20 protein-coding genes and 1 tRNA gene are annotated in these 22827 nt (G+C 75.6%); 7 read left to right on the forward strand and 14 right to left on the reverse strand.

The window, feature by feature from the left end:
• Positions 1-72: 72 nt before the first annotated feature.
• Positions 73-1557: a helix-turn-helix domain-containing protein gene (locus ACRYR9_RS04130; protein ID WP_432496469.1), complete on the reverse strand. Its 1485-nt coding sequence runs from the start codon at positions 1555-1557 to the stop codon at positions 73-75.
• A gap of 174 nt (positions 1558-1731) precedes the next feature.
• Between ACRYR9_RS04130 and ACRYR9_RS04135 the strand changes: the two genes are divergently transcribed.
• Both ACRYR9_RS04135 and ACRYR9_RS04140 read left to right on the forward strand, forming a co-directional pair.
• Positions 1732-3675 (forward strand): phosphoenolpyruvate carboxykinase (GTP), encoded by a 1944-nt coding sequence (locus ACRYR9_RS04135; protein ID WP_432496472.1) that lies wholly within the window; start codon positions 1732-1734, stop codon positions 3673-3675.
• Positions 3676-3757: 82 nt separating this feature from the next.
• Entirely contained in the window at positions 3758-5428 is a 1671-nt protein-coding gene (locus ACRYR9_RS04140; RefSeq protein ID WP_432496460.1) for a glycoside hydrolase family 13 protein, read from the forward strand.
• 44 nt (positions 5429-5472) lie between these two features.
• Here the strand turns inward: ACRYR9_RS04140 and ACRYR9_RS04145 are convergent, their stop codons facing one another.
• From ACRYR9_RS04145 to ACRYR9_RS04180, 8 genes are all read right to left on the reverse strand, one after another.
• Positions 5473-6579: an oxygenase MpaB family protein gene (locus tag ACRYR9_RS04145; RefSeq protein WP_432509296.1), complete on the reverse strand. Its 1107-nt coding sequence runs from the start codon at positions 6577-6579 to the stop codon at positions 5473-5475.
• Between the two features lie 40 nt (positions 6580-6619).
• Positions 6620-6934 carry a hypothetical protein gene (locus ACRYR9_RS04150; protein ID WP_432492927.1) on the reverse strand — a complete coding sequence of 105 codons (315 nt, stop codon included), beginning with the start codon at positions 6932-6934 and terminating at the stop codon, positions 6620-6622.
• Positions 6931-7350, reverse strand: a complete 420-nt coding sequence (locus tag ACRYR9_RS04155; protein ID WP_432492925.1) for a DUF1622 domain-containing protein — start codon at positions 7348-7350, stop codon at positions 6931-6933. The genes ACRYR9_RS04150 and ACRYR9_RS04155 overlap by 4 nt, the downstream gene beginning before the upstream one ends.
• A gap of 7 nt (positions 7351-7357) precedes the next feature.
• Positions 7358-8824, reverse strand: a complete 1467-nt coding sequence (locus ACRYR9_RS04160) for an aminotransferase class I/II-fold pyridoxal phosphate-dependent enzyme (RefSeq protein WP_432492923.1) — start codon at positions 8822-8824, stop codon at positions 7358-7360.
• Between the two features lie 107 nt (positions 8825-8931).
• Positions 8932-10581: a phospholipase D family protein gene (locus ACRYR9_RS04165; protein ID WP_432492921.1), complete on the reverse strand. Its 1650-nt coding sequence runs from the start codon at positions 10579-10581 to the stop codon at positions 8932-8934.
• Between the two features lie 69 nt (positions 10582-10650).
• Complete coding sequence (locus ACRYR9_RS04170; RefSeq protein WP_432492919.1) at positions 10651-11073, reverse strand: hypothetical protein; 423 nt, start codon at positions 11071-11073, stop codon at positions 10651-10653.
• Positions 11074-11121: 48 nt separating this feature from the next.
• Positions 11122-11961 (reverse strand): TIGR02587 family membrane protein, encoded by an 840-nt coding sequence (locus ACRYR9_RS04175; protein ID WP_432492917.1) that lies wholly within the window; start codon positions 11959-11961, stop codon positions 11122-11124.
• Between the two features lie 46 nt (positions 11962-12007).
• Positions 12008-12973, reverse strand: coding sequence for a zinc-binding dehydrogenase (locus ACRYR9_RS04180; protein WP_432492915.1), 966 nt, complete (start codon positions 12971-12973; stop codon positions 12008-12010).
• Between the two features lie 84 nt (positions 12974-13057).
• On the opposite strand from ACRYR9_RS04180, the gene ACRYR9_RS04185 reads away from it, so the two are divergent.
• Both ACRYR9_RS04185 and ACRYR9_RS04190 read left to right on the forward strand, forming a co-directional pair.
• Positions 13058-13909 (forward strand): acyl-CoA thioesterase, encoded by an 852-nt coding sequence (locus tag ACRYR9_RS04185; protein ID WP_432492913.1) that lies wholly within the window; start codon positions 13058-13060, stop codon positions 13907-13909.
• 87 nt (positions 13910-13996) lie between these two features.
• Positions 13997-14152, forward strand: a complete 156-nt coding sequence (locus ACRYR9_RS04190) for a hypothetical protein (protein ID WP_432492911.1) — start codon at positions 13997-13999, stop codon at positions 14150-14152.
• A gap of 87 nt (positions 14153-14239) precedes the next feature.
• On the opposite strand, the gene ettA is transcribed toward ACRYR9_RS04190, so the two are convergent.
• Entirely contained in the window at positions 14240-15916 is a 1677-nt protein-coding gene (gene ettA, locus ACRYR9_RS04195) for an energy-dependent translational throttle protein EttA (protein WP_432492909.1), read from the reverse strand.
• A 61-nt stretch (positions 15917-15977) separates the two neighbouring features.
• Between ettA and ACRYR9_RS04200 the strand changes: the two genes are divergently transcribed.
• Positions 15978-16050, forward strand: a tRNA-Arg gene (locus ACRYR9_RS04200).
• An 89-nt stretch (positions 16051-16139) separates the two neighbouring features.
• Here the strand turns inward: ACRYR9_RS04200 and ACRYR9_RS04205 are convergent.
• Complete coding sequence (locus tag ACRYR9_RS04205; RefSeq protein ID WP_432492907.1) at positions 16140-16949, reverse strand: DUF892 family protein; 810 nt, start codon at positions 16947-16949, stop codon at positions 16140-16142.
• 234 nt (positions 16950-17183) lie between these two features.
• Here ACRYR9_RS04205 and ACRYR9_RS04210 point away from each other — a divergent pair, with 234 nt between their 5' ends.
• On the forward strand, positions 17184-17921 hold the full coding sequence (locus tag ACRYR9_RS04210) for an aldo/keto reductase (RefSeq protein WP_432492935.1): 738 nt from the start codon (positions 17184-17186) through the stop codon (positions 17919-17921).
• A gap of 30 nt (positions 17922-17951) precedes the next feature.
• Here ACRYR9_RS04210 and ACRYR9_RS04215 read toward each other — a convergent pair whose 3' ends face one another.
• Positions 17952-18170, reverse strand: a complete 219-nt coding sequence (locus ACRYR9_RS04215) for an RNA-binding S4 domain-containing protein (RefSeq protein WP_432492905.1) — start codon at positions 18168-18170, stop codon at positions 17952-17954.
• Positions 18167-18631: a hypothetical protein gene (locus ACRYR9_RS04220; protein ID WP_432492903.1), complete on the reverse strand. Its 465-nt coding sequence runs from the start codon at positions 18629-18631 to the stop codon at positions 18167-18169. Before ACRYR9_RS04220 ends, ACRYR9_RS04215 begins: the two co-directional genes overlap by 4 nt.
• Positions 18632-18701: 70 nt before the next feature.
• Here ACRYR9_RS04220 and ACRYR9_RS04225 point away from each other — a divergent pair, with 70 nt between their 5' ends.
• Entirely contained in the window at positions 18702-19136 is a 435-nt protein-coding gene (locus tag ACRYR9_RS04225; RefSeq protein ID WP_432492901.1) for an Ohr family peroxiredoxin, read from the forward strand.
• Positions 19137-19193: 57 nt separating this feature from the next.
• Here ACRYR9_RS04225 and ACRYR9_RS04230 read toward each other — a convergent pair whose 3' ends face one another.
• Complete coding sequence (locus tag ACRYR9_RS04230) at positions 19194-22766, reverse strand: ATP-binding cassette domain-containing protein (RefSeq protein ID WP_432492899.1); 3573 nt, start codon at positions 22764-22766, stop codon at positions 19194-19196.
• Positions 22767-22827 lie beyond the last annotated feature (61 nt).

The following is a 22827-nucleotide window of genomic DNA, read 5'->3' on the forward strand; positions in this document are numbered from 1 at the left end:
GTGATCTTGCACGGTTGAGCCTTCACCCGTGCAAGATCACGGCGGGGGTTCGTGCGGGGTCAGTCCGGGGGATCAGGTGGCGTCGGGGCGGGGGGCGTGGGAGGCGAGGAACTCGTACACCTCGACGTCGTCCACGCCGGGGAACCGCCCGGAGGGCAGCGGGGCCAGGGTCTGCGCGTGCAGGCGCGCGCTGGGCCAGGCGGCGTCCGCCCAGCGGCGCTCCAGCTCGACGTCCGGGCGGCGGCAGCAGGCGGCGTCCGGGCAGCTGCTGCGCCGGCGCACGCGGGTGTCCCTGCCGCGGAACCACTTGGCGTGCGCGTACGGCACGCCGACCGTGATGGAGAAACCACCTCCCTCCGTGGACCCGGTCTGGCTGGAGCACCAGAACGTGCCGGCGGGGGTGTCGGTGTACTGGTAGTTCTCGGTGGTGCGGTTGCGCACCTCGAACACGGTGCGGGCGGTCCACTGACGGCACACGGTCTGCCCCTCGACGGCGCCGGAGGCGTCCTGCGGGAAGGGCACCCCGTCGTTCTCGTACCCCCGGTACAGGGCGCCGTCGTCGCCGACGCGCAGGAAGTGCACCGGGATGCCCAGGTGGGAGGTCAGCAGGTTCGTCAGGCGGTGGGCGGCGGCCTCGTGGGTCACGCCGAAGGCGTCGCGGAAGTCCTCCACCGCCAGGTCCTTGTCCGCCTTGGCGGCGGAGAGGAACTCCACGGCGGCGCTGCGCGGCAGCAGGCAGCAGGCGGCGAAGTAGTTGATCTCCAGTCGCTGGCGCAGGAACTCCGTGTAGCTGGCGGGGCGCTCGTGGCCCAGGACGCGGTGGGCGATGGCCTGCAGCGCGAGCGAGCGCAGCCCGTGCCCGCCGGGGATGGAGGCCGGCGGCAGGTAGATGCGCCCGTTGGCCAGGTCGGTGACGGTGCGGGTGGAGTGCGGCAGGTCGTCGACGTGGATGATGGCGAAACCCAGGTCGTGGGCCATGCGGGCGACCTGCCGGTGCGTGAGCGCACCGACGGTGTACCCCGCGGCGCGCACCAGGTCCTCGGCCACCTCCTCGATCTCCGGCAGGTGGTTGTCGACGGCGCGCAGGAGCAGCCGGATCTCGGTGTTCGCCCGGCGCGCCTCCTCCGGGGTGGCGTTGGAGGCGTCGTGGCGGCGGGCCAGTTCCGCGTGCAGCGCGACGAGGGCCTCCAGCGCGTCCAGCGGCAGCTTGCGGCTGGAGGACACCCGCGGCAGCCCCAGGGAGCGGAACAGCGGGCTGCGCTGGGCCTGCTCCAGCTCGATCTCCAGGGCGGCCCGGCGGGTCGGCGGCGGCGCGGGGTCCAGCAGGTCGGTGGCGGGGACGCCGAGCGCGTCGGCGACGGCGCTGATGAGCGACAGGCGCGGTTCGCGCTTGCCGTTCTCCACCTGCGACAGCAGGCTCTGCGCGGTCCCGACGACCTCGCCGAGCTGGGCGAGCGTCAGACCGCGGGCCTGGCGGTGGTGGCGGATGCGACGACCCACGGACAGGGCGTCCAGGCCCCGGCGACCGGGGGCCTCGGAACCGTTCTGCTCGGACAGCGGCTCCAGCGCCGCGACGCGCAAGGGGGGCACGGATTCACCATAGGTGAAGAACGGCAGATCTTCACAAGACTTCTTGCTTGTGGCGCCCTCGCACGAGGCTCCATCGTGAAGTCAGCAGGCACGCCACCGCACCACCGCCGATCGCGAGGAGCCGCCGCCGTGACGACCGAGATGACCCCCGCCGTGACCGTCGACCCGATCCCCACCCGGGTTCCCGCTGCCACCGTCCCCGCCCCCGGGGGCCCCGCTCGCACCACCGGCGCCGGCGGCTCCACCGACCTCGACCCGCTCCGCCTGACGGGCACCCCCACCGACCACCAGGCGCTGCTGAGCTGGGTGCGCGACACCGCCCGCCTCACCCAGCCCGACGAGGTCGTCTGGTGCGACGGCTCCCAGGCGGAGTTCGACCGGCTGACCGCCCTGATGGTGCGGACCGGCACGCTGATCCCGCTGGACCCCGCCAAGCGCCCCGGCGGCTTCCTGGCCCGTTCCGCCCCCGGCGACGTGGCCCGGGTGGAGTCCCGCACGATCATCGCCTCCCGGCGGCGCGAGGACGCCGGGCCCACGAACAACTGGCGCGAGCCCGAGGCGCTGCGCGAGGAGCTCGCGGGGGTGTTCGCCGGGTGCATGCGGGGCCGCACGATGTACGTGGTGCCGTTCTCCATGGGACCGGTCGGCGGGCCGATCTCCCAGCTGGGCGTGCAGATCACCGACTCCCCCTACGTCGTGGTGAGCATGCGCTCCATGACGCGGACGGGTGCGCAGGCGCTGGCCGCGCTGACCCCCGGCACCCCGTTCGTGCCCGCCGTGCACAGCGTCGGGTTCCCGCTCGTGGACGCCATCGGCCGCTCCCGGGCGGACGTCGCGTGGCCGTGCAACGACCTGAAGTACATCGCGCACTTCCCCGAGAGCCGGGAGATCTGGTCCTTCGGCTCCGGGTACGGCGGCAACGCGCTGCTGGGCAAAAAGTGCTTCGCGCTGCGCATCGCCTCGGTGATGGCCCGGGACGAGGGCTGGCTGGCCGAGCACATGCTGCTGGTGAAGGTGACCAGCCCGGAGAACAGGGTCTTCCACCTGGCGGCGGCGTTCCCGTCCGCGTGCGGCAAGACGAACCTGGCGATGCTGCGCCCCACGGTGCCGGGGTGGCGGGTGGAGACGATCGGCGACGACATCGCCTGGATGCGCCCCGGCCCCGACGGCCGCCTGCGCGCCGTCAACCCCGAGGCCGGGTTCTTCGGCGTGGCGCCCGGCACCGGGTGGTCGACGAACCCCACCGCGATGGAGATGCTGCGCGAGAACGTCATCTTCACCAACGTGGCCCTCACCGACGACGGCGACGTGTGGTGGGAGGGCATGACCGACGAGCCGCCCGCGCACCTGACGGACTGGCAGGGCCGGGACTGGACGCCGGGCTGCGGGCGTCCCGCCGCCCACCCGAACGCGAGGTTCACGGTGTCGGCGCGGCAGTGCCCCTCGCTCGCCGAGGAGTTCGACTCCCCGGAGGGCGTACCGGTCGACGCGATCCTGTTCGGCGGCCGGCGCGCCGGGAACGTCCCGCTCGTGGCGGAGGCGCTGGACTGGAGCCAGGGCGTGTTCATGGGGGCGACCGTCTCCAGCGAGCGCACCGCCGCTGCGGAGGGCGTCCCGGGCGAGCTGCGCCACGACCCGTTCGCGATGCTGCCGTTCGCCGGCTACCACATGGGCGACTACTTCGGGCACTGGCTGTCGATGCGCGACCGGCTCCCCGCGGAGGGGCTGCCGCGGGTGTACTCGGTGAACTGGTTCCGCCGCGGGGAGGACGGCCGGTTCCTGTGGCCGGGTTTCGGGGAGAACTCCCGCGTCATCGAGTGGATCTGCCGGCGCCTGGAGGGGAGCGCCGGCGCCCGCTTCACGCCGCTGGGCAACGTGCCCGCCGACGGGGAGCTCGACCTCGACGGGCTGGACCTGCCCGAGCAGGACCTCGCGGAGCTGTTCGCCCTGGACCCCGCGGCCTGGCTGGCCGAGGCCGACCACCTCGAGGAGTACTTCGCGCGCTTCGGCTCGCGCCTGCCGGCCGAGATCACCGGTCACCTCGACCTGCTGCGCTACCGCCTGTCCGCCGGACAGGCCCTCTGACCCACCGCCGCCGCGTCCCGCCGGGCACCGGGCTCGCCGGGGGGACGCGGCGGCGGTGCACCCGCGGCCGGGGGTTGGCAGGATGGGCCCGGTGAGCGACACCGAGACCACCCCCGCCGCGCCGTGGTGGCGCGACGCCGTCATCTACCAGGTCTACCCGCGCTCGTTCGCCGACGCCGACGGCGACGGCCTGGGCGACCTGCCGGGCATCACCTCCCGCCTGCCGCACCTGGCCGACCTCGGCGCCGACGCCGTGTGGCTGTCCCCGGTGTACCCCTCGCCGCAGAAGGACGCCGGGTACGACGTGGCCGACTACCGCGGCATCGAGCCGGTCTTCGGCACCCTGGCCGACTTCGAGGCGCTGTCCTCGCGCGCCCACGAGCTGGGCCTGCGCGTGGTCATGGACCTGGTGCCGAACCACACCTCCGCCGACCACGCCTGGTTCCGCCAGGCGCTGGCCGCGGCCCCGGGCTCACCGGAGCGGGCCCGCTACGTGTTCCGGGACGGCCGGGGAGAGGACGGCGAGCTGCCGCCGAACTCGTGGCGCTCGGTGTTCGGCGGCTCGGCGTGGACGCGCGCGACGGAACCGGACGGCACCGCGGGCCAGTGGTACCTGCACCTGTTCGACTCCAGCCAGCCGGACCTGGACTGGTCGAACCCGGAGGTCCACGAGGAGTTCGTGGACGTGCTGCGCTTCTGGCTGGACCGCGGCGTCGACGGTTTCCGGGTGGACGTCGCGCACGGGCTCGTCAAGGCCGAGGGCCTGCCCGAGTGGGACCACGACCAGGAACTGCTGAACGGCTCCGCGGCGTCCGGCGAGCGCCCGCCGATGTGGGACCAGGAGGGCGTGCACGAGATCTACCGCGAGTGGCGGCGCGTGCTGGACTCCTACGAGGGCGAGCGCATCCTCGTCGCGGAGGCGTGGGTGACGCCGCCGGAGCGGCTGGCCCGCTACGTGCGCGGGGACGAGATGCACCAGGCCTTCAACTTCGACTACCTGCGCGCGCCGTGGCGGGCCGGAGAGCTCAAGGACGTCGTCGACGCCACCCTGGCCGCGCACGAGGTCGTCGGCGCACCGGCGACGTGGGTGCTCTCGAACCACGACGTGGTCCGCCACGCCAGCCGCCTGGGGTACCCGGCGGGCAGCGAACCCACCTCGGGCGTCGGCCCGGACGACCCGCAGCCGGACGCGGAGCTGGGCCTGCGCCGGGCGCGCGCGGCGACGGTGTTCATGCTGGCGCTGCCCGGCGGGGCGTACGTGTACCAGGGCGAGGAACTCGGGTTGCCGGAGGTGACGACCCTGCCGGCGGAAGTGCGTCAGGACCCGTCGTTCGCCCGCACGGGCGGCGAGGACCGCGGCCGCGACGGCTGCCGGGTGCCGATCCCCTGGGAGGGCGAGGAGCCGTCGTACGGGTTCGGGCCGGGCGACGCGTCGTGGCTGCCGCAGCCGCCGCAGTGGGCGCAGCTGTCGGTGGCGGCGCAGACGGGGGTGGCCGGTTCCACCCTGGAGCTGTACCGCAGCGCGCTGGCGCTGCGCCGCGAGCGCGCGCTGGGGCGCGGTTCCCTCACCTGGGACGAGGAGCTGACCGGCGGCGACGTGCTGGCGTTCCGCACCCGCGGCGTGCTGGTGGTGCTGAACCTCTCGGGCGACCCGGTCGCGCCGCCCGCGGGGGCGCGGCCGCTGCTGGTCAGCGGGGAGCTGGTGGACGGGTCGGTGCCCACCGACACCGCGGCCTGGTTCGCGCTGGACTGACGCCACACCGCGCGCTGGGGGGGGCGGGGACGTCCCCGGCCGCCTCAGCGCGCGAACCCGGCGGGCCCGCCGTCGAGCGCGAAGGCGCGCGTGGCCTCGACGTTGGCCCGCACGAGGCGTTCCCAGGCGGCCGCGTCGCGCCGCAGCCGGCGCCGCCGCACGCGGGTCAGGGCGACCAGGGGGCGCAGGGCCGCTGCGGCGGCGGCCGAGCGGGGCACGCCCAGCTGGTCGGCCAGGTCGTCCCCCAGCATCGCCCGGCAGGCGGCGCGCACCATCGGCCCGGCCAGGCGCGCGGGCACGGGCATCAGGTCGCTCAGCGCACCGGCGAGCGCCTCCAGCCCGGCACGGGTCAGGCGCCGGGAGTCCTCGCTCGGCGGACCGGTCACCGCGGCGATGCGCTCGGCGAGCAGCTGGGCGCCGGCGGTGTCGACGGCCCCGGCCAGCAGGCGCCCGTCGACGCCGAGCAGCAGCCCCAGGTGCCGCCAGTACCGGTACAGCGACTCCTGCTCGTCCGCGGTGAGGTCCAGGCCGAGGGCGGCGTCGGCGTTCATCGTCACGAGGGTGAAGTCGAGCCAGGTGCGGGCCAGGTCGACCTGGTGCAGCGGTACACCAGCCGATCCCCCGTCCAGCGGTTCGCCCGCGCGGCGGAGGGCGCGGCGCACCCGGGCGTGCACGAGCCGCACCTGGGCGGTGGCGACGTAGCCGGGTTCGCCGCGCCACAACCAGCCGGGCACCAGGGCCGCGGCGTTCCACCGCCCGGTGTCGGTGACCCGTTCCAGCGCGCGGGAGGTGAGTTCACCGGTGCCGACCAGGACGGCGGCGGTCCGCGGCGGGGCGTAGGAGTGGATCAGCGCCGCGGCCCCGAGGTCGAGGACGTGCTCGGCGGGGCTGATGGTGAAGTGCGGCAGGGACGCGCTCTCGAGCAGGTCGTCGGGTGCGGCGGCGGTGAGGGTCTCCAGCTCGGTCAGGTACGCGGCGAGGGCCGGCGCTCCGGACAGGTCCCCCAGCGACTCGCGCCCCTCGCGCAGCCCGCGATCCAGCGAGGCACGGTTCCCCGGGTGGGTGGCGAGCTCGGCGACGAGGGCGTCGGCGAGCGGGTCACCCACGTCCGCGAGCTCGGCGATGAGCGCGTCCAGCGCAGCGGCGTCCACGTGACCTCCCCCGTCACCGGAACCGTACCGACCGCGGGGCTCAGGCACCCGCCGCCCTCGCGTCGCCGCTCGTGGTGCCCGGCGGCCGGGGGCCGCGCCAGGCGGCGCCCCCTATCCGCAGACCTCGGCCGATGAGGTGGCGCAGCGCCACCACGGCGGCGGCGGTGGCCAGCTGCCGCCACGTCTGCTCGGCGCTCAGGCGCAGCAGGCCGGCGGCCAGCAGCAGGTCCAGCCCGACGCCCAGGGCGAGCGCGGGGTTCCGGGTGCGCAGCAGGACCGCGACCGCCGCCACCAGCGCTGCGGCGGCCACCCCGAGGGAGAGCAGCGCGGGCAGTTCCGCGGGCGGCCAGCTCACCGCCCGCGCTCCGGAACCGCCGGCCCTGCGGGCGGGTCGCCGTGCCCGGCGTGCTCGCGCTCCTCGGCGACCTGCCGCCGCTCCTCCGCGATCTCCTTGGACAGGAAGTGGTTCAGGGCCGTCCGGATGGCCGCCACCACGGCGAGCTTGCCGAGTTCCTCGAAGCTGGGGGCCACGGCGGTGCGCAGCACGTCGCTGGCGAGCTGGAACTCCAGGCCCAGCGCGAGGAACCGGCCCAGCGTCAGCCGCACGGGCACGAACCGCCGGGAACCGCCGCCGCGCACCGCCACGAGGACGAAACGGGTGAACGCCCACACGGCGCCGACGGCGATGACGATCGCCCCGCACGCCTCGACGAGGGTGACGAGGAAGCCGACGACCTCGCGCAGCAGCTCCTCGGCCTCCTCGGCGTTCACCGCGCGCTCAACTCGCGACCACGCGCAGCGTCTTCATCGACGGGTCGGCCGCGTCGGGAACGAGCATCCCGGCGGCGACGCCGCTGGTGAGGTAGTCCACGACCTCCTGGGAGACGACCTCACCGGGCGCGAGGACGGGCACCCCGGGCGGGTAGGGCGAGGCCATCTCGGCGACGACGCGACCGACGGCGTCCTGGATCGGGACCTGCTCCACGCGCCCGAAGAACGCCTCGCGCGGGGTCATCGCGTTGCGCAGCTGCAGCCCTGCGGGCGTGGGCAGGTCCGCGGCCGGCTGCTGCTCGATCTCCCCGCCCCGCGCGGCGGCGGACAGGCGCTGCAGGGCGTCCACGAGGCGCTGCTCGGTGTCGTCGTCGTCGCCGTGGGTGAGGCGCACCCCGATGCGGCAGGCGTCGGCGGAACCCACGTCGACGTGGCAGGCGGCGCGCAGCCAGTCCCCGGCCTGGTAACCGCTGATGCCCAGGGGCCGCACGTCGATCGTCAGGGCCAGGGGGTCGAGGTCGAAGGCGCCCTGCGGGCGCACCACCTCCCGCCCCATGAGCTCCAGCCCGTCGATGCCGTCCACGGCGGCGCGCACCCGCTCGGCGCGCTGCAGGGCGGTCCCGAGGAGTTCGCGGCCCTGCTCCACCATCTGCCGGCGCCAGCCGTCGAGGGTGAGGTACACCAGCGCGGAGGAACTGGTGGTGCCCAGCAGGTCCTCGCGCTCCTTGAGCACGTCGGGGTCCACCAGGTCGCCCTGGAGGTGGAACACGGAGCTCTGCTCGATCGCCCCGCCCATCTTGTGCACGCTGGTGACGACGACGTCGGCACCGGCGTCCACGCCCCACGCGGGCAGGTCGGGGTGGAAGGGCAGGTGCGCGCCCCACGCCTCGTCCACGATGAGCGGGACGCCGAACTCGTGGCACACGTCGGCCACACCGGCGATGTCGGCGCAGGTGCCCCAGTCGGTCGGGGAGATCAGCAGCATCCCCTTCGCGTCCGGGTTCTCCTCCAGGGCGCGGCGCACGTCGGCCGGCTCCGGCGGGTGCGCCAGGTGCAGGTGGTCGTCGAAGTGCGGGTGCACCCACACGGGTTCGATGCCGGAGACGATGACGCCGGCGATGACGGACTTGTGGGCGTTGCGGGAGATCAGCAGCTTCTCCCCCGGACCGGCCACCGAGATCATCGCGGCCTTCACCGACAGGGAGCTGCCGCAGGTGGAGAAGAACGCCTTCTGCGCGCCCACGGCGTCGGCCATGAGGTCCTCGGCCTGCGAGACGACCCCCTGGGACTCGCGGCGGTCGTCCAGGCCGTTCAGGGTGAGCACGTCGGAGGCGAAGACGCCCTCCCCGACCACCTCGACCACGCGCGGGTCCGCACCACGCCCCTGCTTGTGGCCGGGCGGGCCGTACACGGCGTCCCCCCGCCGCCTGAAGGCCTGCAGAGCCTCGAGCACCGGTGCACGCGAGTGGTCCACAACCATCTCCTCTGGTCGTCCGTGCCGGCGCGGGCGCACCGGCACGTGGAGCGGTACCCACCGACGGCCGGGCCATGCGCCCGCGGGCGGCCCGCGCCGGCCAGGGGTCAGCGCCGACGGGGCGCGGCCGGGTCCAGGACGAGCCGGTACGGGAGCGCCGCGAGGACCCGCTGCCGGCGGGTGAGCACCGGGTCGGCGTGGACGCGCAGCCGCCCGGGCGGGCGCGGTCCCCGCCGCCCGCCGGCGTGCCAGGCGTCGAGCGCGGCGGCGCTGCGGTGCAGGGCGGCCACGGCGCTGTCGGGGTCGACCAGGTCGTCGTGCCCGTGGTCGCCGTGGGGGCCGGTCCTGTCGAGGTGCTCGCGCACCAGCTGCAGGCGCAGGTCGCGGGCGAAGCGTCGCGCCCCGTCGCCCAGCCCGGCGGGATCGGCGGGTTCGCGCTGGTCGCGCACCTCGTCCAGGACCGCCACGGACAGCTCGGAGTCGTGGGTCCAGGAACGGCGGTTGAGGTTGTCGCTGCGCACGCAGGCCCACACGTCGTCGACGACGCTGACCTTGGAGTGGACGTAGACCGGCTCGCCCCGGTGGTTCTCCACGTCGAAGACGTGGACGCGGTCCCCGCCGGCCTCGCGCAGCACCCGCAGGGCGTCCACCTGGCCCAGCAGCAGGGGCGGCGCCGCGATCCCGCCGCGCTTGGGTTCACGGGGCACGAGGACGACCAGCTGGAGCTGCGGGGCGGTGCTCAACGCGTCGGCGAAGACCTGCACGACCTGCCGCGACCAGAGGAACTGCTCCTCCACGTAGACCAGCCTGCGGGCCCGGCGCAGCGCCTTGGCGTGGGCGGCGGCGATGCTGAACTCCCCCTCGGGGGCGAAGGGGTAGCGGGGCCGGCGCGGCGGGTAGGTCCGCAGCAGCTGCACCGCGCAGGAGCCGCTCCCGCCCGGCACCGGCGGGGGCGCCGGCTGCTGCGGGGGCAGCGGTGCCGGGCGCTGCCGCAGCCGGCGCACCGCGCGGCGCACCAGGTCGCCGGACGCCTGCCAGGGCAGCAGGGACAGCGGCGCGCGGTCCTCCCAGCGCTCGCGGAACACGGTCTCGACGTCCGCCACGGCGGGGCCGCGGACCTCGGTGTGGATGTCGTGCCAGGAGGGGTTGGGGCCGTACGCCTTCCCGAAGGCGAGCGGCTGCGGGTCCCCGGCGTGGGTGGCGTCGTCGCGGCGGCTGTGGGCGGGGTCCAGGCTGCCGACGAAGGCGACGTCGTCGTCCGGCCGGCCGGCGTACCGGACGACGAAGAACTTCTGGTGGTGGCTGCCGGCACTGCGCACCCGCTGGTCCAGGACGACCTGCGCACCTCCCCGCACCCGCTGGGCGAGGTGGCGGCGGCGCGTGGGCGCCAAGCGCTGCCACTCCCGCGGCGAGCGCCACACCAGCCCCTTCACCAGGGCCCCGCGCTCCGCGGCGGCGGTGAGGGCCTCGGCGACCGTGGGTCCGTGCTCGGTGAGCCGCTGGTCCGGGTCGCCCTGCCAGTCGGCGAAGAGCACCAGGTCCCCCTCGCCCGCGGCGGCCAGCGCGGCCGACAGCGCCGGGAAGTACGTCGCACCGTCGACGAGGGGACGCACCCTGTTTCCCCGGCTCCACGCCGGCAGGCGGGTGGCGTCGTTGCCGCGCTCGGCGGCGGTGAGGAACCAGCGCTCGGCGGTGCGGTCGCGGTCGGCGGGGGCGGCGGTGGTCGGGCGGGGCTCCACCTGCGGGGAGACTGCCACGCCAGGGGTGTTCCGGCCACCCGCGGCGGGAGCTCGCCCGGTGCGCCGGGCGCGGCGACGGCCGCGCGGTCAGGGGACGGTGTACCCGTCGGCGCGGACCTGCAGCTGACCGTCGGCCGGGTCGGTGGCGAGGACGAGCACCACCCGGCGGCGGCTCTCCGCCGGCACGTAGGTCACCGTCGCCGCGGCCTCCGCCAGCGTCTGGTCGCCGGAGACGACCTCCCCGGTGACCTGGACGTCCTGGGCGGTGCGCCCGCCGCTGTTGACCAGGTCGACCTGCACGACGAAGCCACCGGGTGCCCGGCGCACGTCCTGCACCTCCGCCCGCAGGTGGGGTGCGGAGCCCCGGGTGAGCGCTTCGTGGCCGAGGTGGGCCAGCAACGCCAGCACCAGGGCCCCCCCGAGGGCGCCCAGGGCCGCCTCCAGGCGGTTCAACCGCCCGCGCGCCCCGGGCTGCCCACCCCCACCGGGCTGCTGCTCCTGCTGTTCCACGGTCCCCTCCTCCTCACCAACGGCCACGCCCCTCGAGCGGCCGCCCGGTCAGACGACCAGCCTGGCGGCCGCCGCACCGACACCGGCCGGCAGCGCCAGCACCACCGTCTCCATCACGGCCTGCGACAGCGCGGTGCCGTCGAAGCGGCCGAAGGTCCACAGCAGGTACGCGCTCACCGCCAGGGCGGTGAGGTGGGCGACCAGCGTCCAGGCCACCAGCACCTTCCAGGTGCCGCCCTGCAGCGTCCCGGTGCCGCGGAACCGCAGGCCGTAGACGAAGGCGTGCATCAGGACCAGTTCGAAGACGATCAGCGCGACCCCGTGCAGGGGCCTCATCTGGGCCGCGATGAGGACCACCTCCTCCGTGGGCGCGATGTTCGCCGCGACCACCACGGCACCGGCCGTCATGAGGAACCCCTCGCGCCACTGCGCGTGCTGCTTGCGGGCCCGACGGCGTTCCGCGCCGAGCTGCGAACGGGCGAAGGACGCCCCGATGGCCGCCGGGACGGCTTCCAGCGCCACCACCGACACCGCGGTCTGCCAGCCCCGCCACGGTTCGACCACCGCCAGGAGCCAGAGGACGGCGACGGCGGCCGCGACGCCCGCCAGCAGCGCGACGCCGGCGTCGATGACGGCGTCGAGCGCACCGATGCGCTCCTCGTTCACGAAGCCGAAGTAGTGCGCCAGCCCGATCGACAGCAGGACGCCGGCCAGCACGAGCAGGAGCAGGCGCACCCGGCTGATGCTGACGGCCAGCGACCACACCTCCATGGTCATGAAGATCGGCAGGGCGAAGAGCACCGCACCGGCGAGCGCGCGGCCCAGCCCGCGCAGCACCTCGGCGGTGCTCACGCCCTGCACCGCCCCGTCCGCCACGCCGTCCGCCACGCCACCTCCTCCGTCCCGAACCGTTCCCGCCCCTCCGGTACCCGGATCAGACGGTGACGACGACCTTGCCGACGGCCTCGCCGGACTCCAGGCGTGCGAACGCCTCGTGGGCGTCGGTCAGCGCGTGCACCGAGTCCACCTCGGGCGCCAGGTCGGCCAGTTCGCAGAACCGCAGCAGCCGCTCGAACTCCTCGCGGGTGCCCATCGTGGAACCCAGCACGCGCAACTGCCGGAAGAACACGTTCTCCAGCATCGCCGGCGCGTCCCCGCCGGTGGTGGCGCCGGAGACGACGATCGCGCCGCCGGGCTTCAGCGCCTGCACGGAGTGCTTCCACGTGGCCTTCCCGACGGTCTCGAAGACGGCGTCGACGCGTTCGGGCAGCCGCTCCCCCGCCGCGAACGTGGCCGCCGCCCCCCAGGAGGCGGCCTTCGCCAGCCGTTCCGGCGAGCGGCCGGTCACCCACACCCGCAGCCCCGCCGCCGCGCCCAGGGCGATGAGGGCGTTGGACACCCCGCCCGCGGCGCCCTGCACGAGCACGGTCTGGCCGGGCACGGCGCGCGCCTGGGTGAAGAGCATCCGGTAGGCGGTCAGCCACGCGGTGCCCAGGGACGCGGCGCGCTCGGAGGACCACCCGGCGGGTCGGGGCAGCAGGTTCCGCGCCGGGACCCACACGTGCTCGGCGAGGGTTCCGGGGTGCAGCTCGGACAGCAGGGTGCGGCGCGGGTCCAGGGTCTCGTCGCCGCGGAAGTCGGGGTCGGAGACGACGGCGTGCACGACGACCTCGGTGCCGTCGTCGGTGGTGCCGGCGGCGTCGCAGCCGAGCACCATCGGCAGCCGCTCGGGCGGCAGGCCCACCCCGCGCAGGCTCCACAGGTCGTGCCGGTTCAGGGCGGCGGCGCGCACCGCGACCCGCACCCAGCCCGGCGGCGGCTCGACGGCGGGCGCATCGCCCACCTCCAGCGCGGACAGCGGGTCGTCGGGCGAACTGCGGACGGCGCGGGCGGCGAGCACGGGCGCGACGCTAGCGCCGCGGGCGCGCACCGGCACGGGCGCGCACCGGCACGGGCGCGGTGCCGTCCTGGGTAGCCTCCGGGCGTGAGCGAGCTCAGCCCCCTGCTGCCCGTCCTGGACGTCAGCCCCGTCCCCGACGCCGCCGACGTGTTCACCGCACCGAACCTGCCGGGCTGGCGGCCGCGGCTGTTCGGCGGTCAGGTGCTGGGCCAGGCGACGGTGGCGGCCTCGCGCACCGTGCCCGCGGACCGGCCGGTGCACTCGCTGCACGCCTACTTCCTGCGCCCGGGCGACCCGGAGGTGCCGGTGCACTTCGCGGTCGAGCGGTTGCGCGACGGGCGCTCCTTCTCGGCGCGGCGGGTGCAGGCCCTGCAGAACGGGGTGGCGATCCTGTCGGGCATCGCGTCGTTCCAGTCCCCGGCGCAGGGTCTGGAGCACGCCGACCCGGCGCCGGACGTGCCGGAGCCGGAGGAGCTGACCAGCGACCTGGAGCTGCTGGACGCCGTGGACCACCCGGCGGCCCGGCAGCTGGGGCGCGGCCGCCTCACCGACGTGCGGCACGTGGAACCGGCGATCTACCTGCGCCCGGGTGAGGAGCGCACCGCCCGGCAGGCGGTGTGGATGCGCCTGGACGGGCGCCTGCCGGACGACGAGGTGGTGCACCGGGCGGCGCTGGCGTACGCGTCGGACTTCACGGTGCTGGAGCCGGTGCTGCGCCGGCACGGCCTGGTGTGGGCGACGCCGGGGCTGAACGTGGCGAGCCTGGACCACGCCATGTGGTGGCACCGGCCCGCGCGCGCCGACGAGTGGTTCCTGTACGTGGCGCAGAGCCCGACCGCGGGCGGGGCGCGGGGGCTGTCCACGGCGCGCGTGTACGACCGGCAGCGACGCCTGGTGGCCTCGGTGGCGCAAGAGGGGATGCTGCGCCTGCCGTGAGCGGGACCGTCGAGTGGCGCCGGCACGGCGGTCAGAGGATGATGTGACGTGCATCACAGAGCGACGGAGCTCCTGAGGAGGCAGGTCATGGTCACCGCGATGCACGTCCTGCAGCACCACCGCCACCACCGGCACCACCCGCCGTGCACCCCGCGGCACTGCTGCGGGTCGCGGCGGATCGCGGCCGCAGCCGCCTGGGCCGACCGCGTCCTCAGCCGCCACGCGCAGCGGCGGCGGAACTGACACCCGCCGCACACGGCGAGGCCGGCACCGGCCGGACGCAGCAGAGCCCGCACCACCGGTGGTGGTGCGGGCTCCGTCGCGCGAGCGTCAGTCGCGGGTGAGCTTGCGGTACGTCACGCGGTGCGGGCGGGCGGCGTCCGGGCCGAGGCGCTCGACCTTGTTGGCCTCGTAGCCGGCGAAGTTGCCCTCGAACCAGTACCAGTTCGCCGGGTTCTCCTCGGTGCCCTCGTACGCGAGGATGTGGGTGGCGACGCGGTCCAGGAACCAGCGGTCGTGGCTGACGACCACGGCGCAGCCGGGGAACTCCAGCAGGGCGTTCTCCAGCGAGCCGAGGGTCTCGACGTCCAGGTCGTTGGTGGGCTCGTCCAGCAGCAGGACGTTGCCGCCCTCCTTGAGCGTCAGCGCGAGGTTCAGGCGGTTGCGCTCACCGCCGGAGAGCACGCCGGAGGGCTTCTGCTGGTCCGGGCCCTTGAACCCGAACGCGGAGACGTACGCGCGCGAGGGCATCTCCTGGTTGCCGACCTGGATGAAGTCCAGGCCGTCGGAGACGACCTCCCACAGCGTCTTCTTCTCGTCCAGGCCGCCGCGGGACTGGTCCACGTAGGACAGCTTGACGGTGTCGCCGATCTTCAGCTCGCCGCCGTCGAGCGGTTCCAGACCGACGATCGTCTTGAACAGCGTGGTCTTGCCGACGCCGTTGGGACCGATGACGCCGACGATGCCGTTGCGCGGCAAGGAGAAGGACAGCCCGTCGATGAGGGTCCGCTCGCCGAAGCCCTTCTTGAGGTTCCTCGCCTCGATGACCGTGCTGCCCAGGCGCGGGCCGGCGGGGATCTGGATCTCCTCGAAGTCGAGCTTGCGGGTGCGCTCGGCCTCGGCGGCCATCTCCTCGTAGCGCGCCAGGCGGGCCTTGGACTTCGTCTGGCGGCCCTTGGCGTTGGAGCGGACCCACTCCAGCTCGTCCTTCAGCCGCTTCTGCAGCTTGGCGTCCTTCTTGCCCTGCACGTCCAGGCGGGCAGCCTTCTTCTCCAGGTAGGTGGAGTAGTTGCCCTCGTACGGGTAGGCGCGGCCGCGGTCCAGCTCGAGGATCCACTGGGCGACGTTGTCGAGGAAGTAGCGGTCGTGGGTGACGGCCAGGACGGCGCCGGGGTACTTCGCCAGGTGCTGCTCCAGCCACGTCACGGACTCCGCGTCCAGGTGGTTGGTGGGCTCGTCCAGCAGCAGCAGGTCCGGCTGCTCCAGCAGCAGCTTGCACAGCGCCACGCGGCGCTTCTCGCCGCCGGAGAGCACCGAGACGTCGGCGTCGCCCGGCGGGCAGCGCAGCGCGTCCATGGCCTGCTCGAGCTGGGAGTCCATGTCCCACGCGTTGGCGTGGTCGAGGACCTCCTGCAGCTCGCCCATCTCGGCCATGAGCTCGTCGGTGTAGTTCGTCGCCATCTCCTCGGCGATCGCGTTGTAGCGGTCCATCTTCACCTTGAGCTCGCCCAGGCCGTCCTGGACGTTCTCCAGGACGGTCTTGGACTCGTCCAGCTTCGGCTCCTGCATGAGCATGCCCACGCTGAAGCCCGGCGCCAGCCGCGCCTCGCCGTTGGAGGGCTGGTCCAGACCGGCCATGATCTTCAGGACGCTCGACTTGCCGGCGCCGTTGGGGCCGACCACCCCGATCTTGGCCCCGGGGTAGAAGGAGATGGAGACGTCGTCCAGGATGACCTTGTCCCCGTGCGCCTTGCGCGCCTTCGACATGACGTAGATGAATTCCGGCACGGGGCCAGGCTAGTCGAGACGGCGGCGGGCGCGCTCCGCCGTGGGTAGGGTGCCCTCGCTGGCCTCCGTAGCTCAGTGGATAGAGCACCGGACTTCTAATCCGACGGTCGCAGGTTCGAATCCTGCCGGGGGCGCCGCCGCGACCCGCTCCACCCCGCACGCCCGGGAACGCGCAGGAGGACCGCACCCGGCGGGTGCGGTCCTCCTCATCGCTCGTGCGCCGTCAGAGGTTGGCGCCGGGCCGCTCCTCGTCCACGGCGGGGCGCGCCTCGCTGTGCGCGGTGCGGTCCTGCAGCGCGTCGTCGTTGAGCTCCTCGCCCTCGGCCAGGCCCCCGGTGGTGGCGGGCGTGGTGGCCGTCGTGGTGGTGGACGTGGTGGCCGGCTGGGTGCGCAGGGACTCCTCGGCCGCCTCGCGCGCCTGCTCCTTGCCCTTGTTCTCGGCCACCTTGGAGGCCGCGGCCGCCGCCGCGCCGACCGTGGCGGCCACCCCGGCCGCCAGGCCCGCCTTGGCGACGCCACCCATGCCCTCGTTCGCGGGGGTGGTGGCCACGCCCGTGGTGGCGATCTGCTGGGTGAGGGCCTTGACCCGCGCCCCGGCACCCTGCTCGACGTTCAGGTTGGACTCCAGCAGGACCGCGACCCGCTCCGCGCCGCGGGCGCGGGCGTGGATCACGAGGGTCTCGTAGACGGCCTGCTCGTGGTACTCGGTCTCCAGGGCGCCGGCGAGGATGACCGCGTCGACGAGGGAGTCGTCGGTCTTCTTCAGGTTGGCCTTGGCCTCGGCCGCCAGCGCCTTCGTCACCGGGCACGGGGAGTCGTCGACCTCCTCGCCCAGCAGGGCGAAGCACTGCTCGATGGTCTCGATCTGCACGCGGGTCTCCGCGGCGTGCTCGCGCAGCAGCTGCTTCAGCTCCGGGCGCTGTGCGGCGTCCTCGAGGTCGCCGAGCATCTCCAGGGTGTCCCGCTCCATGGTCAGCGCCGCCCCCAGCTTGTAGCTGAAGATCTGCTCGGGGCTGTTCAGTCGCTCGAACATCGTTCGCTCCTCCTCGTGGTGGGGTCCGCTGTCCTCGCGCATCAACCTGGCACGACTGGCGCGGTGCCGCATCCGGCCGGGCACGCGGGCGCCGCCGCCCGTACGGTCGCCGACGGTGCGTGAGCGCACCGCCGATCCGACGAGCACTGCCGACCCGACGACGTGACGGAGAGAACCGTGCCCCTGCCGCTGAGCCCCACCACGACGATCACCGCCGCCGGCGGGGGGATCGAGATGCCGCTGATCGGCCTGGGCACCTGGCAGGCCACCGGCGAGACCGCCCACCGCGCGGTCCGCGAGGCGCTGGAGCTCGGCTACCGCCTCGTGGACACCGCCACCATGTACGGCAACGAGGCCGAGGTCGGTGCCGCCGTGCGCGGCAGCGGCCTGGACCGCTCCGAGGTGTTCGTCACCACCAAGCTGCGCCAGAACCAGGCCGGCAGCGAGCGCGAGGTGGTGCGTGAGAGCCTGCGCCTGACGGGCCTGGACGTGCTGGACCTGTGGCTGGTGCACTGGCCGCCCGGCGGGCTCGCCCGCCCGGACACGTGGGAGCGGTTCGTCGAGGCCCGCGAGCAGGGCCTGGTGCGCGCGATCGGCGTCAGCAACTACAGCGTCGCGCAGATCGACGAGCTGATCGCCGCGACCGGTGTCGCCCCGGCCGTGAACCAGGTCCGGTGGGGCCCGGCGCTGCACGACGCGGACCTGCTGCGCGCGCACGCCGAGCGCGGCGTCGTGCTGGAGGGCTACAGCCCGTTCAAGGCCACCGACCTGGACGCGGCCCCGCTCGTGGAGGCGGCCGCGGCGCACGGGGTCAGCACCCGGCAGGTCGTGGTGCGCTGGCACCTGCAGCACGGCGTGGTGGTCATCCCCAAGTCCGCCGACCGCGAGCGGATGGCCGCCAACCTCGACGTCCTCGGCTTCGAGCTGACCGGCGAGCAGGTCGCCGCGATCGACGCGCTGGGCGGGGCCTGAGCCGGGGCGGACCGGCGGCCTGCACGGGGGTCAGCTGACCAGGACCCGCCACTCCTGCCCGCCCAGCTCCACCACGTCCCCGTCGGCGAGCTGGCGGCCGCGGCGGTCGTCGACCTCGCCGTTGACGCTGACCTCCCCGGCGGTGAGGACCTCGCGCGCCTCGCCGCCGGACCCCACGGCACCGGCCAGCTTGAGGAACTGCCCCAGGCGGACGGTGCCGACGACCTCCACGTCGCGCTGCGTGCTCACGCGCCGGGCACCTCCTCGTCGTCCAGGGCGAGCGCGTCGAGCACCGCGGCGATGCGGCGGGCGTCGGCGCGCGTGAGGCGCTCGGGGACGGCCACCTCGGCGCGGCCGCCGTCGCGCAGCGGGATGGTGTGCCGCAGCAGGCCGGCGCCCGCGGCCGGGTCCGCCACCGCCGCGTCGAGCGGCACGTCCTCGACGACCTCGGCGTCCACCGCGGCGCCGTCCCCGCCGGCGGGGCCCGGGGTGGGGACGTTCACCGACGCGTCGCCGGTGAGGAAGGTGCGCAGGCGCTCCACGCCCTGCGCGGCCAGGCGCTCGGCGCCCGGGTCCAGCCGCCCCTGGCGCAGCACCTCGCGCAGCACCGCGTCGATCGACGCGTTCTGCTTGCCGCCCCTGCTCTGGTTGCCGCCGTCGCCCACCGGGTGCTCCTCGTCCTCGTCGTGTCCACCGTCTGCTCGGGCCACAGCCTCGCACCTGCCGCGGCCTCGCTCCTCCCCCGTGCGGCCGGGACGGGATCGACCTAACGTCGCGGGCATGACGGACACCCCCGAGAAGATCGTCTACACCGCCCGCGTCACCACGACCGGCGGGCGCCGCGGCGGCCGCGCCGTCTCCGACGACGGCGCCCTGGACGTGGTGCTGCAGGCCCCGAAGGAGGTCGGCGGCCCCGGTGGCGGCACCAACCCGGAGCAGCTCTTCGCCGCCGGTTACGGCGCGTGCTTCCAGGGCGCGATGGGGCTGGCCGCCAAGGAGCAGGGCGTGGACGCCTCGGCGTCGACCCTGCACCTGGAGGTCGGTTTCGGCCCCGAGGGCGAGAGCTACGCGGTCACCGTGACGATCCGCGCCAGCGTGGAGGGCCTGAGCACCGAGCAGGTGCAGCGGCTGCTGGAGCGCACCCACGAGCTGTGCCCGTACTCCAAGGCCACCCGCGGCAACGTGCCGGTGACCCTGGTGGCCGAGCAGGCCTGAGCGGCCGGCCCCCTCCCCGCCGGGGAGGGGGCCGGCCCTCAGCCGGCCAGGTGGCCCTCAGCCGGCCAGGTGGCCCCAGTCGCGCTCCAGCTCGCACCACGGCCCGCTCGCGGCGACCCGGCCGTCCACGAGGACGACGACGCGGTCGGCGGCCGCCAGCGCCGAGCGCTTCGAGCTCGAACCCAGCACCGTGGTCCCCCGGCGGCGCAGCGCCCCCCACAGCTCCACCTCGGTGCGCGCGTCCAGCGCGGAGGAGACGTCGTCGGCGACCAGCAGGTCCGCGCCGGCGGCCAGGGCCCGCGCCAGCGCCAGGCGCTGCACCTGCCCGCCCGACAGCCGCACCCCCCGGTGCCCCACCAGCGCGTCCGGGCCGCCCGCGGCGGCCACGTCCTGCTCCAGCCGCGCGTCGGCCAGCGCGGGCCCCAGCCGCGGCAGCGCCGCGGCGTGGTCGAGGGTGGCGTTGCCGGCGAACGAGCCCGACAGCACCCTCGGCAGCTGCGCCACGTACGAGACCCGCCCGGGGCGCAGGAACACCTGCGGGTCCTGCACCTGCGCACCGTTCCAGCGCAGCGAGCCCTCGTGGTCGGCGAGCCCGGCCAGCGCCGCCAGCAGGCTCGACTTGCCCGAGCCGACCCGGCCCGTCAGCAGCACCAGCTCCCCGGCACGCACCCGCAGGTCGACGTCCGCGACGCCCACGGTGCCGTCGTCGTGCACGGCGCTGAAACCGCGCAGCTCCAGCTCGCGCAGCGGCCGGCGCGGTGCCGGGTCCGGCACCGGGGCGGTGCCGGCGACGAGGTCCACCCCGGCGGGCGGTTCCAGCACGTCGGCGCGCCCGGCCAGGGCCGCCACCGCCCGCAGCCACTCCCGCGCCACCGGCGCCTCGGTGACCACGGCACCGGCGACCTGCCCGTAGTAGGAGGAGCCCGCCACCGCCGTGGACACCAGCAGCGCCGTGGCCAGGCCCCAGGTGCCGCGCAGGTGCAGCCACCAGGTGGCGACCAGCCCCAGCTGCACGAGCACGACGGGCACGCCCTCCAGCACCGCCCGCACCCGGAACTCGCGCACCGAGGCGCGCACCCGGGCGTCGTCGACGCGGTGCAGGTGGGCCAGCACCGCGGGGGCGGCGGCGGCCAGCTTGACCGTGCGGGCGGCGTCCACCGCCGAGCCGAGGGAGCGGCCGAAGCGGGCGCGCGCGTCCCCCGCGCCCGCCGCGCTGCGCCCGGCCACCCCGGCGCCGGCCACGGACACCAGCGCCGAGCAGGCCATCACCGCCGCCACGACGGCACCGGCACCGGCGGTGCCGGCCAGCAGCGAGGTCACCACCACGACCACGCACCCCAGGACGACGTCCACCCACCGGTCGACGTAGAGGACGAAGCGGTCGGAGTCCAGGCACCGGGCCGTGACCTCCCCCGGCGGCACCCGCGGCAGGCGGTGCTGGCGGGTCTGCCCGGCCAGGACCGCGCAGCGGGCCCGCAGCGCCACCGCGTTCCACCAGGAGAAGTAGACGCGCAGGGCCCCGCACAGCGCGAACGGCCCGGCCAGCAGCGCCACGCACACCGCCAGCGCGGCCGGCCACACCCCCGCGGCGCTGCCGGTGCCCGCCCGCTCGGACGCGCCGGCCACCACGTGGCCCCACAGCGCGCCCGTCACGGCGCCGTGGGCACCGAGCAGCGACATCGCCAGGAACAGGACGGCCCCCACCAGGCCCCAGCGCCGGTGCAGGGTGATCGCCCGCAGCACCGTGCGCGCCAGGCGGGGCGACGGCTCCGGCACGGCCGGGCGCGGCCGGCGCGCGGCGGGGACCGCGGGCCCGGGCCCCGGTCCCGCGACCGGCTCCTGCTCCGGGTCCGGGTCCGGGTCCGGGTCCGGGTCCACGAGCGGGTCCACGGTCCCCGCGGCGGCGAGCAGGTCGGCGAACGGCCCGGGGGCCGCGGCCAGGCGCGCCCGAGGACCGTGCTGCACCAGCCGGCCGCCGTCCAGGACCGCCACCGCGTCGGCGCGCCGGGTGGTGCTGAGCCGGTGCGCGATGAGCAGCCCGGTGCGCCCGGCAAGCAGGCGCTCGGCGGCCGCGGTGACGCGGTGCTCGGTGACCGGGTCCATGCGGGCCGTCGCCTCGTCCAGGACGACGACGCGCACGTCGCGCACCAGCAGCCGCGCGAAGGCGACCAGCTGCTCCTCACCGGCCGACAGGACCGTGCCCCCCGGCCCCAGCGGGGTGTCCAGCCCGTCCGGCAGGGCCCGCACCCACTCCCGCAGCCCGAGGGCGTCCACCGCCTCCTCCACGACGGCGCGCGGCACCGCCGTGGTCAGGGTGATGTTCTCGGCCAGCGTCGCGGCCAGCAGCTCGGTGCGCTGGGTGACGACGCCGACGGCGCCGCGCAGGGCGTGCAGGTCCACCTCGCGCACGTCGCGGCCCCCGACGAGCACCGCACCGGCGGGCGGCTCGACGGCGCGGGAGAACAGCGACGCCAGGGTCGACTTGCCCGAGCCGCTGCGCCCCACCAGCGCGCACGTCGTGCCCGCGGGCACCTCCAGGTCCACCCCGCGCAGCGCGAACCCGCCCCCGGGGTAGGCGAAGTCCAGAGCCCGCACCCGCAGGGCCAGCGGGCCGGCCGGCAGCTCCAGCCCGCCCGCCGGCTCCGCCGGTGCTGTCAGCAGCGCCCGGATCCGCTGCAGCGCGCCCAGCCCGGCCTGCACCTCGGGCAGCCGGTCGCTGACCTGGGTGAGGCCCCCGACGAAACCGGCCATCAGCAGCCACGTCGTGACCAGGTCCGCCACGCCGAGGTCGCCGCGCAGCACGAGCGCGACACCGCCCAGCACCAGCGAGACCAGCAGCAGCGACAGCACCAGCGCCGTGCGCAGCCCCACCGAGGACGCGACCCGGTTGGTGGCCAGCACGGCCCGCAGCACCACCGCCGAGCCCCGCGCGTAGCGGCGCAGCACGTACGGGCGCCCCAGGCTGGAGCGCACGTCGTCGCGGGCGGCGACCGCCTCCTCCAGCTCGGCGGCGTGGTCGGTCCAGGCGGCCTCCTCGGCGAGCTTGCGGCGGGCGACCTCCGCCGTCAGCGGGCGCGCCACCAGCAGCGCCGCGGCCGCCACGAGCGGGAACGCGATCCACGCCGGCCACCACGTCAGCCCCGCCACCACCCACGCCAGCGACGAGCGCAGCAGGGCGCGCGCCAGGTGCCAGCCCGTCTCCCGCAGCAGCCGCGCCAGCTGCCGCGGGTCGTCGTCGACGCGGTCGAGGACCTCCCCGACGGCCTGCTCCGCCAGCACCGGCAGCGGCTGGGCCAGGGCCGCCTCCAGCAGGTCCGCGCGCAGGCGCCCCTCGGCGCGGCCCACGCGGGTGGCGAACACCGTGCGCCCGGCGGTGTCCAGGACCCCGGCCCCCACGAGGAGCACCGCCAGCGCCGCCACGAGCGCGGGCCGGGGGTCCTCCGCCAGGCGCCCGGTCACGACGGTGCCCAGGGTCTCCCCCACCGCGGCCAGCACGGCCAGCGCTCCCGCCACCGCCACGCGCGGTCCGGCCAGCCGCGACGCCGTCAGGCTGCGGGCGTCCCGGCCCGCGCCGGGGCGCGCGCGGTCCGGGACGGCGCGCTGCGGCGGCGCCTGCGAGGAGGTGAGCACCCGCCGACGCTATCCGCGCCCCCGGACGCCCCTCCTCCCCTTTTCCGCCCCGCCGGCCACG

It is taken from the genome of Kineococcus auxinigenes, from assembly GCF_050871525.1.
Taxonomy (GTDB): domain Bacteria; phylum Actinomycetota; class Actinomycetes; order Actinomycetales; family Kineococcaceae; genus Kineococcus.

What these genes read in the sequence shown, in the direction of transcription:
- ACRYR9_RS04135 (WP_432496472.1), top strand. Translation starts at nt 1,732, where the DNA reads ATGACCCCCGCCGTGACCGTCGACCCGATCCCCACCCGGGTTCCCGCT.
- ACRYR9_RS04140 (WP_432496460.1), top strand. Translation starts at nt 3,758, where the DNA reads ATGGGCCCGGTGAGCGACACCGAGACCACCCCCGCCGCGCCGTGGTGG.
- ACRYR9_RS04190 (WP_432492911.1), top strand. Translation starts at nt 13,997, where the DNA reads ATGGTCACCGCGATGCACGTCCTGCAGCACCACCGCCACCACCGGCAC.
- ACRYR9_RS04205 (WP_432492907.1), bottom strand. Translation starts at nt 16,949, where the DNA reads ATGTTCGAGCGACTGAACAGCCCCGAGCAGATCTTCAGCTACAAGCTG.
- ACRYR9_RS04210 (WP_432492935.1), top strand. Translation starts at nt 17,184, where the DNA reads ATGCCGCTGATCGGCCTGGGCACCTGGCAGGCCACCGGCGAGACCGCC.
- ACRYR9_RS04225 (WP_432492901.1), top strand. Translation starts at nt 18,702, where the DNA reads ATGACGGACACCCCCGAGAAGATCGTCTACACCGCCCGCGTCACCACG.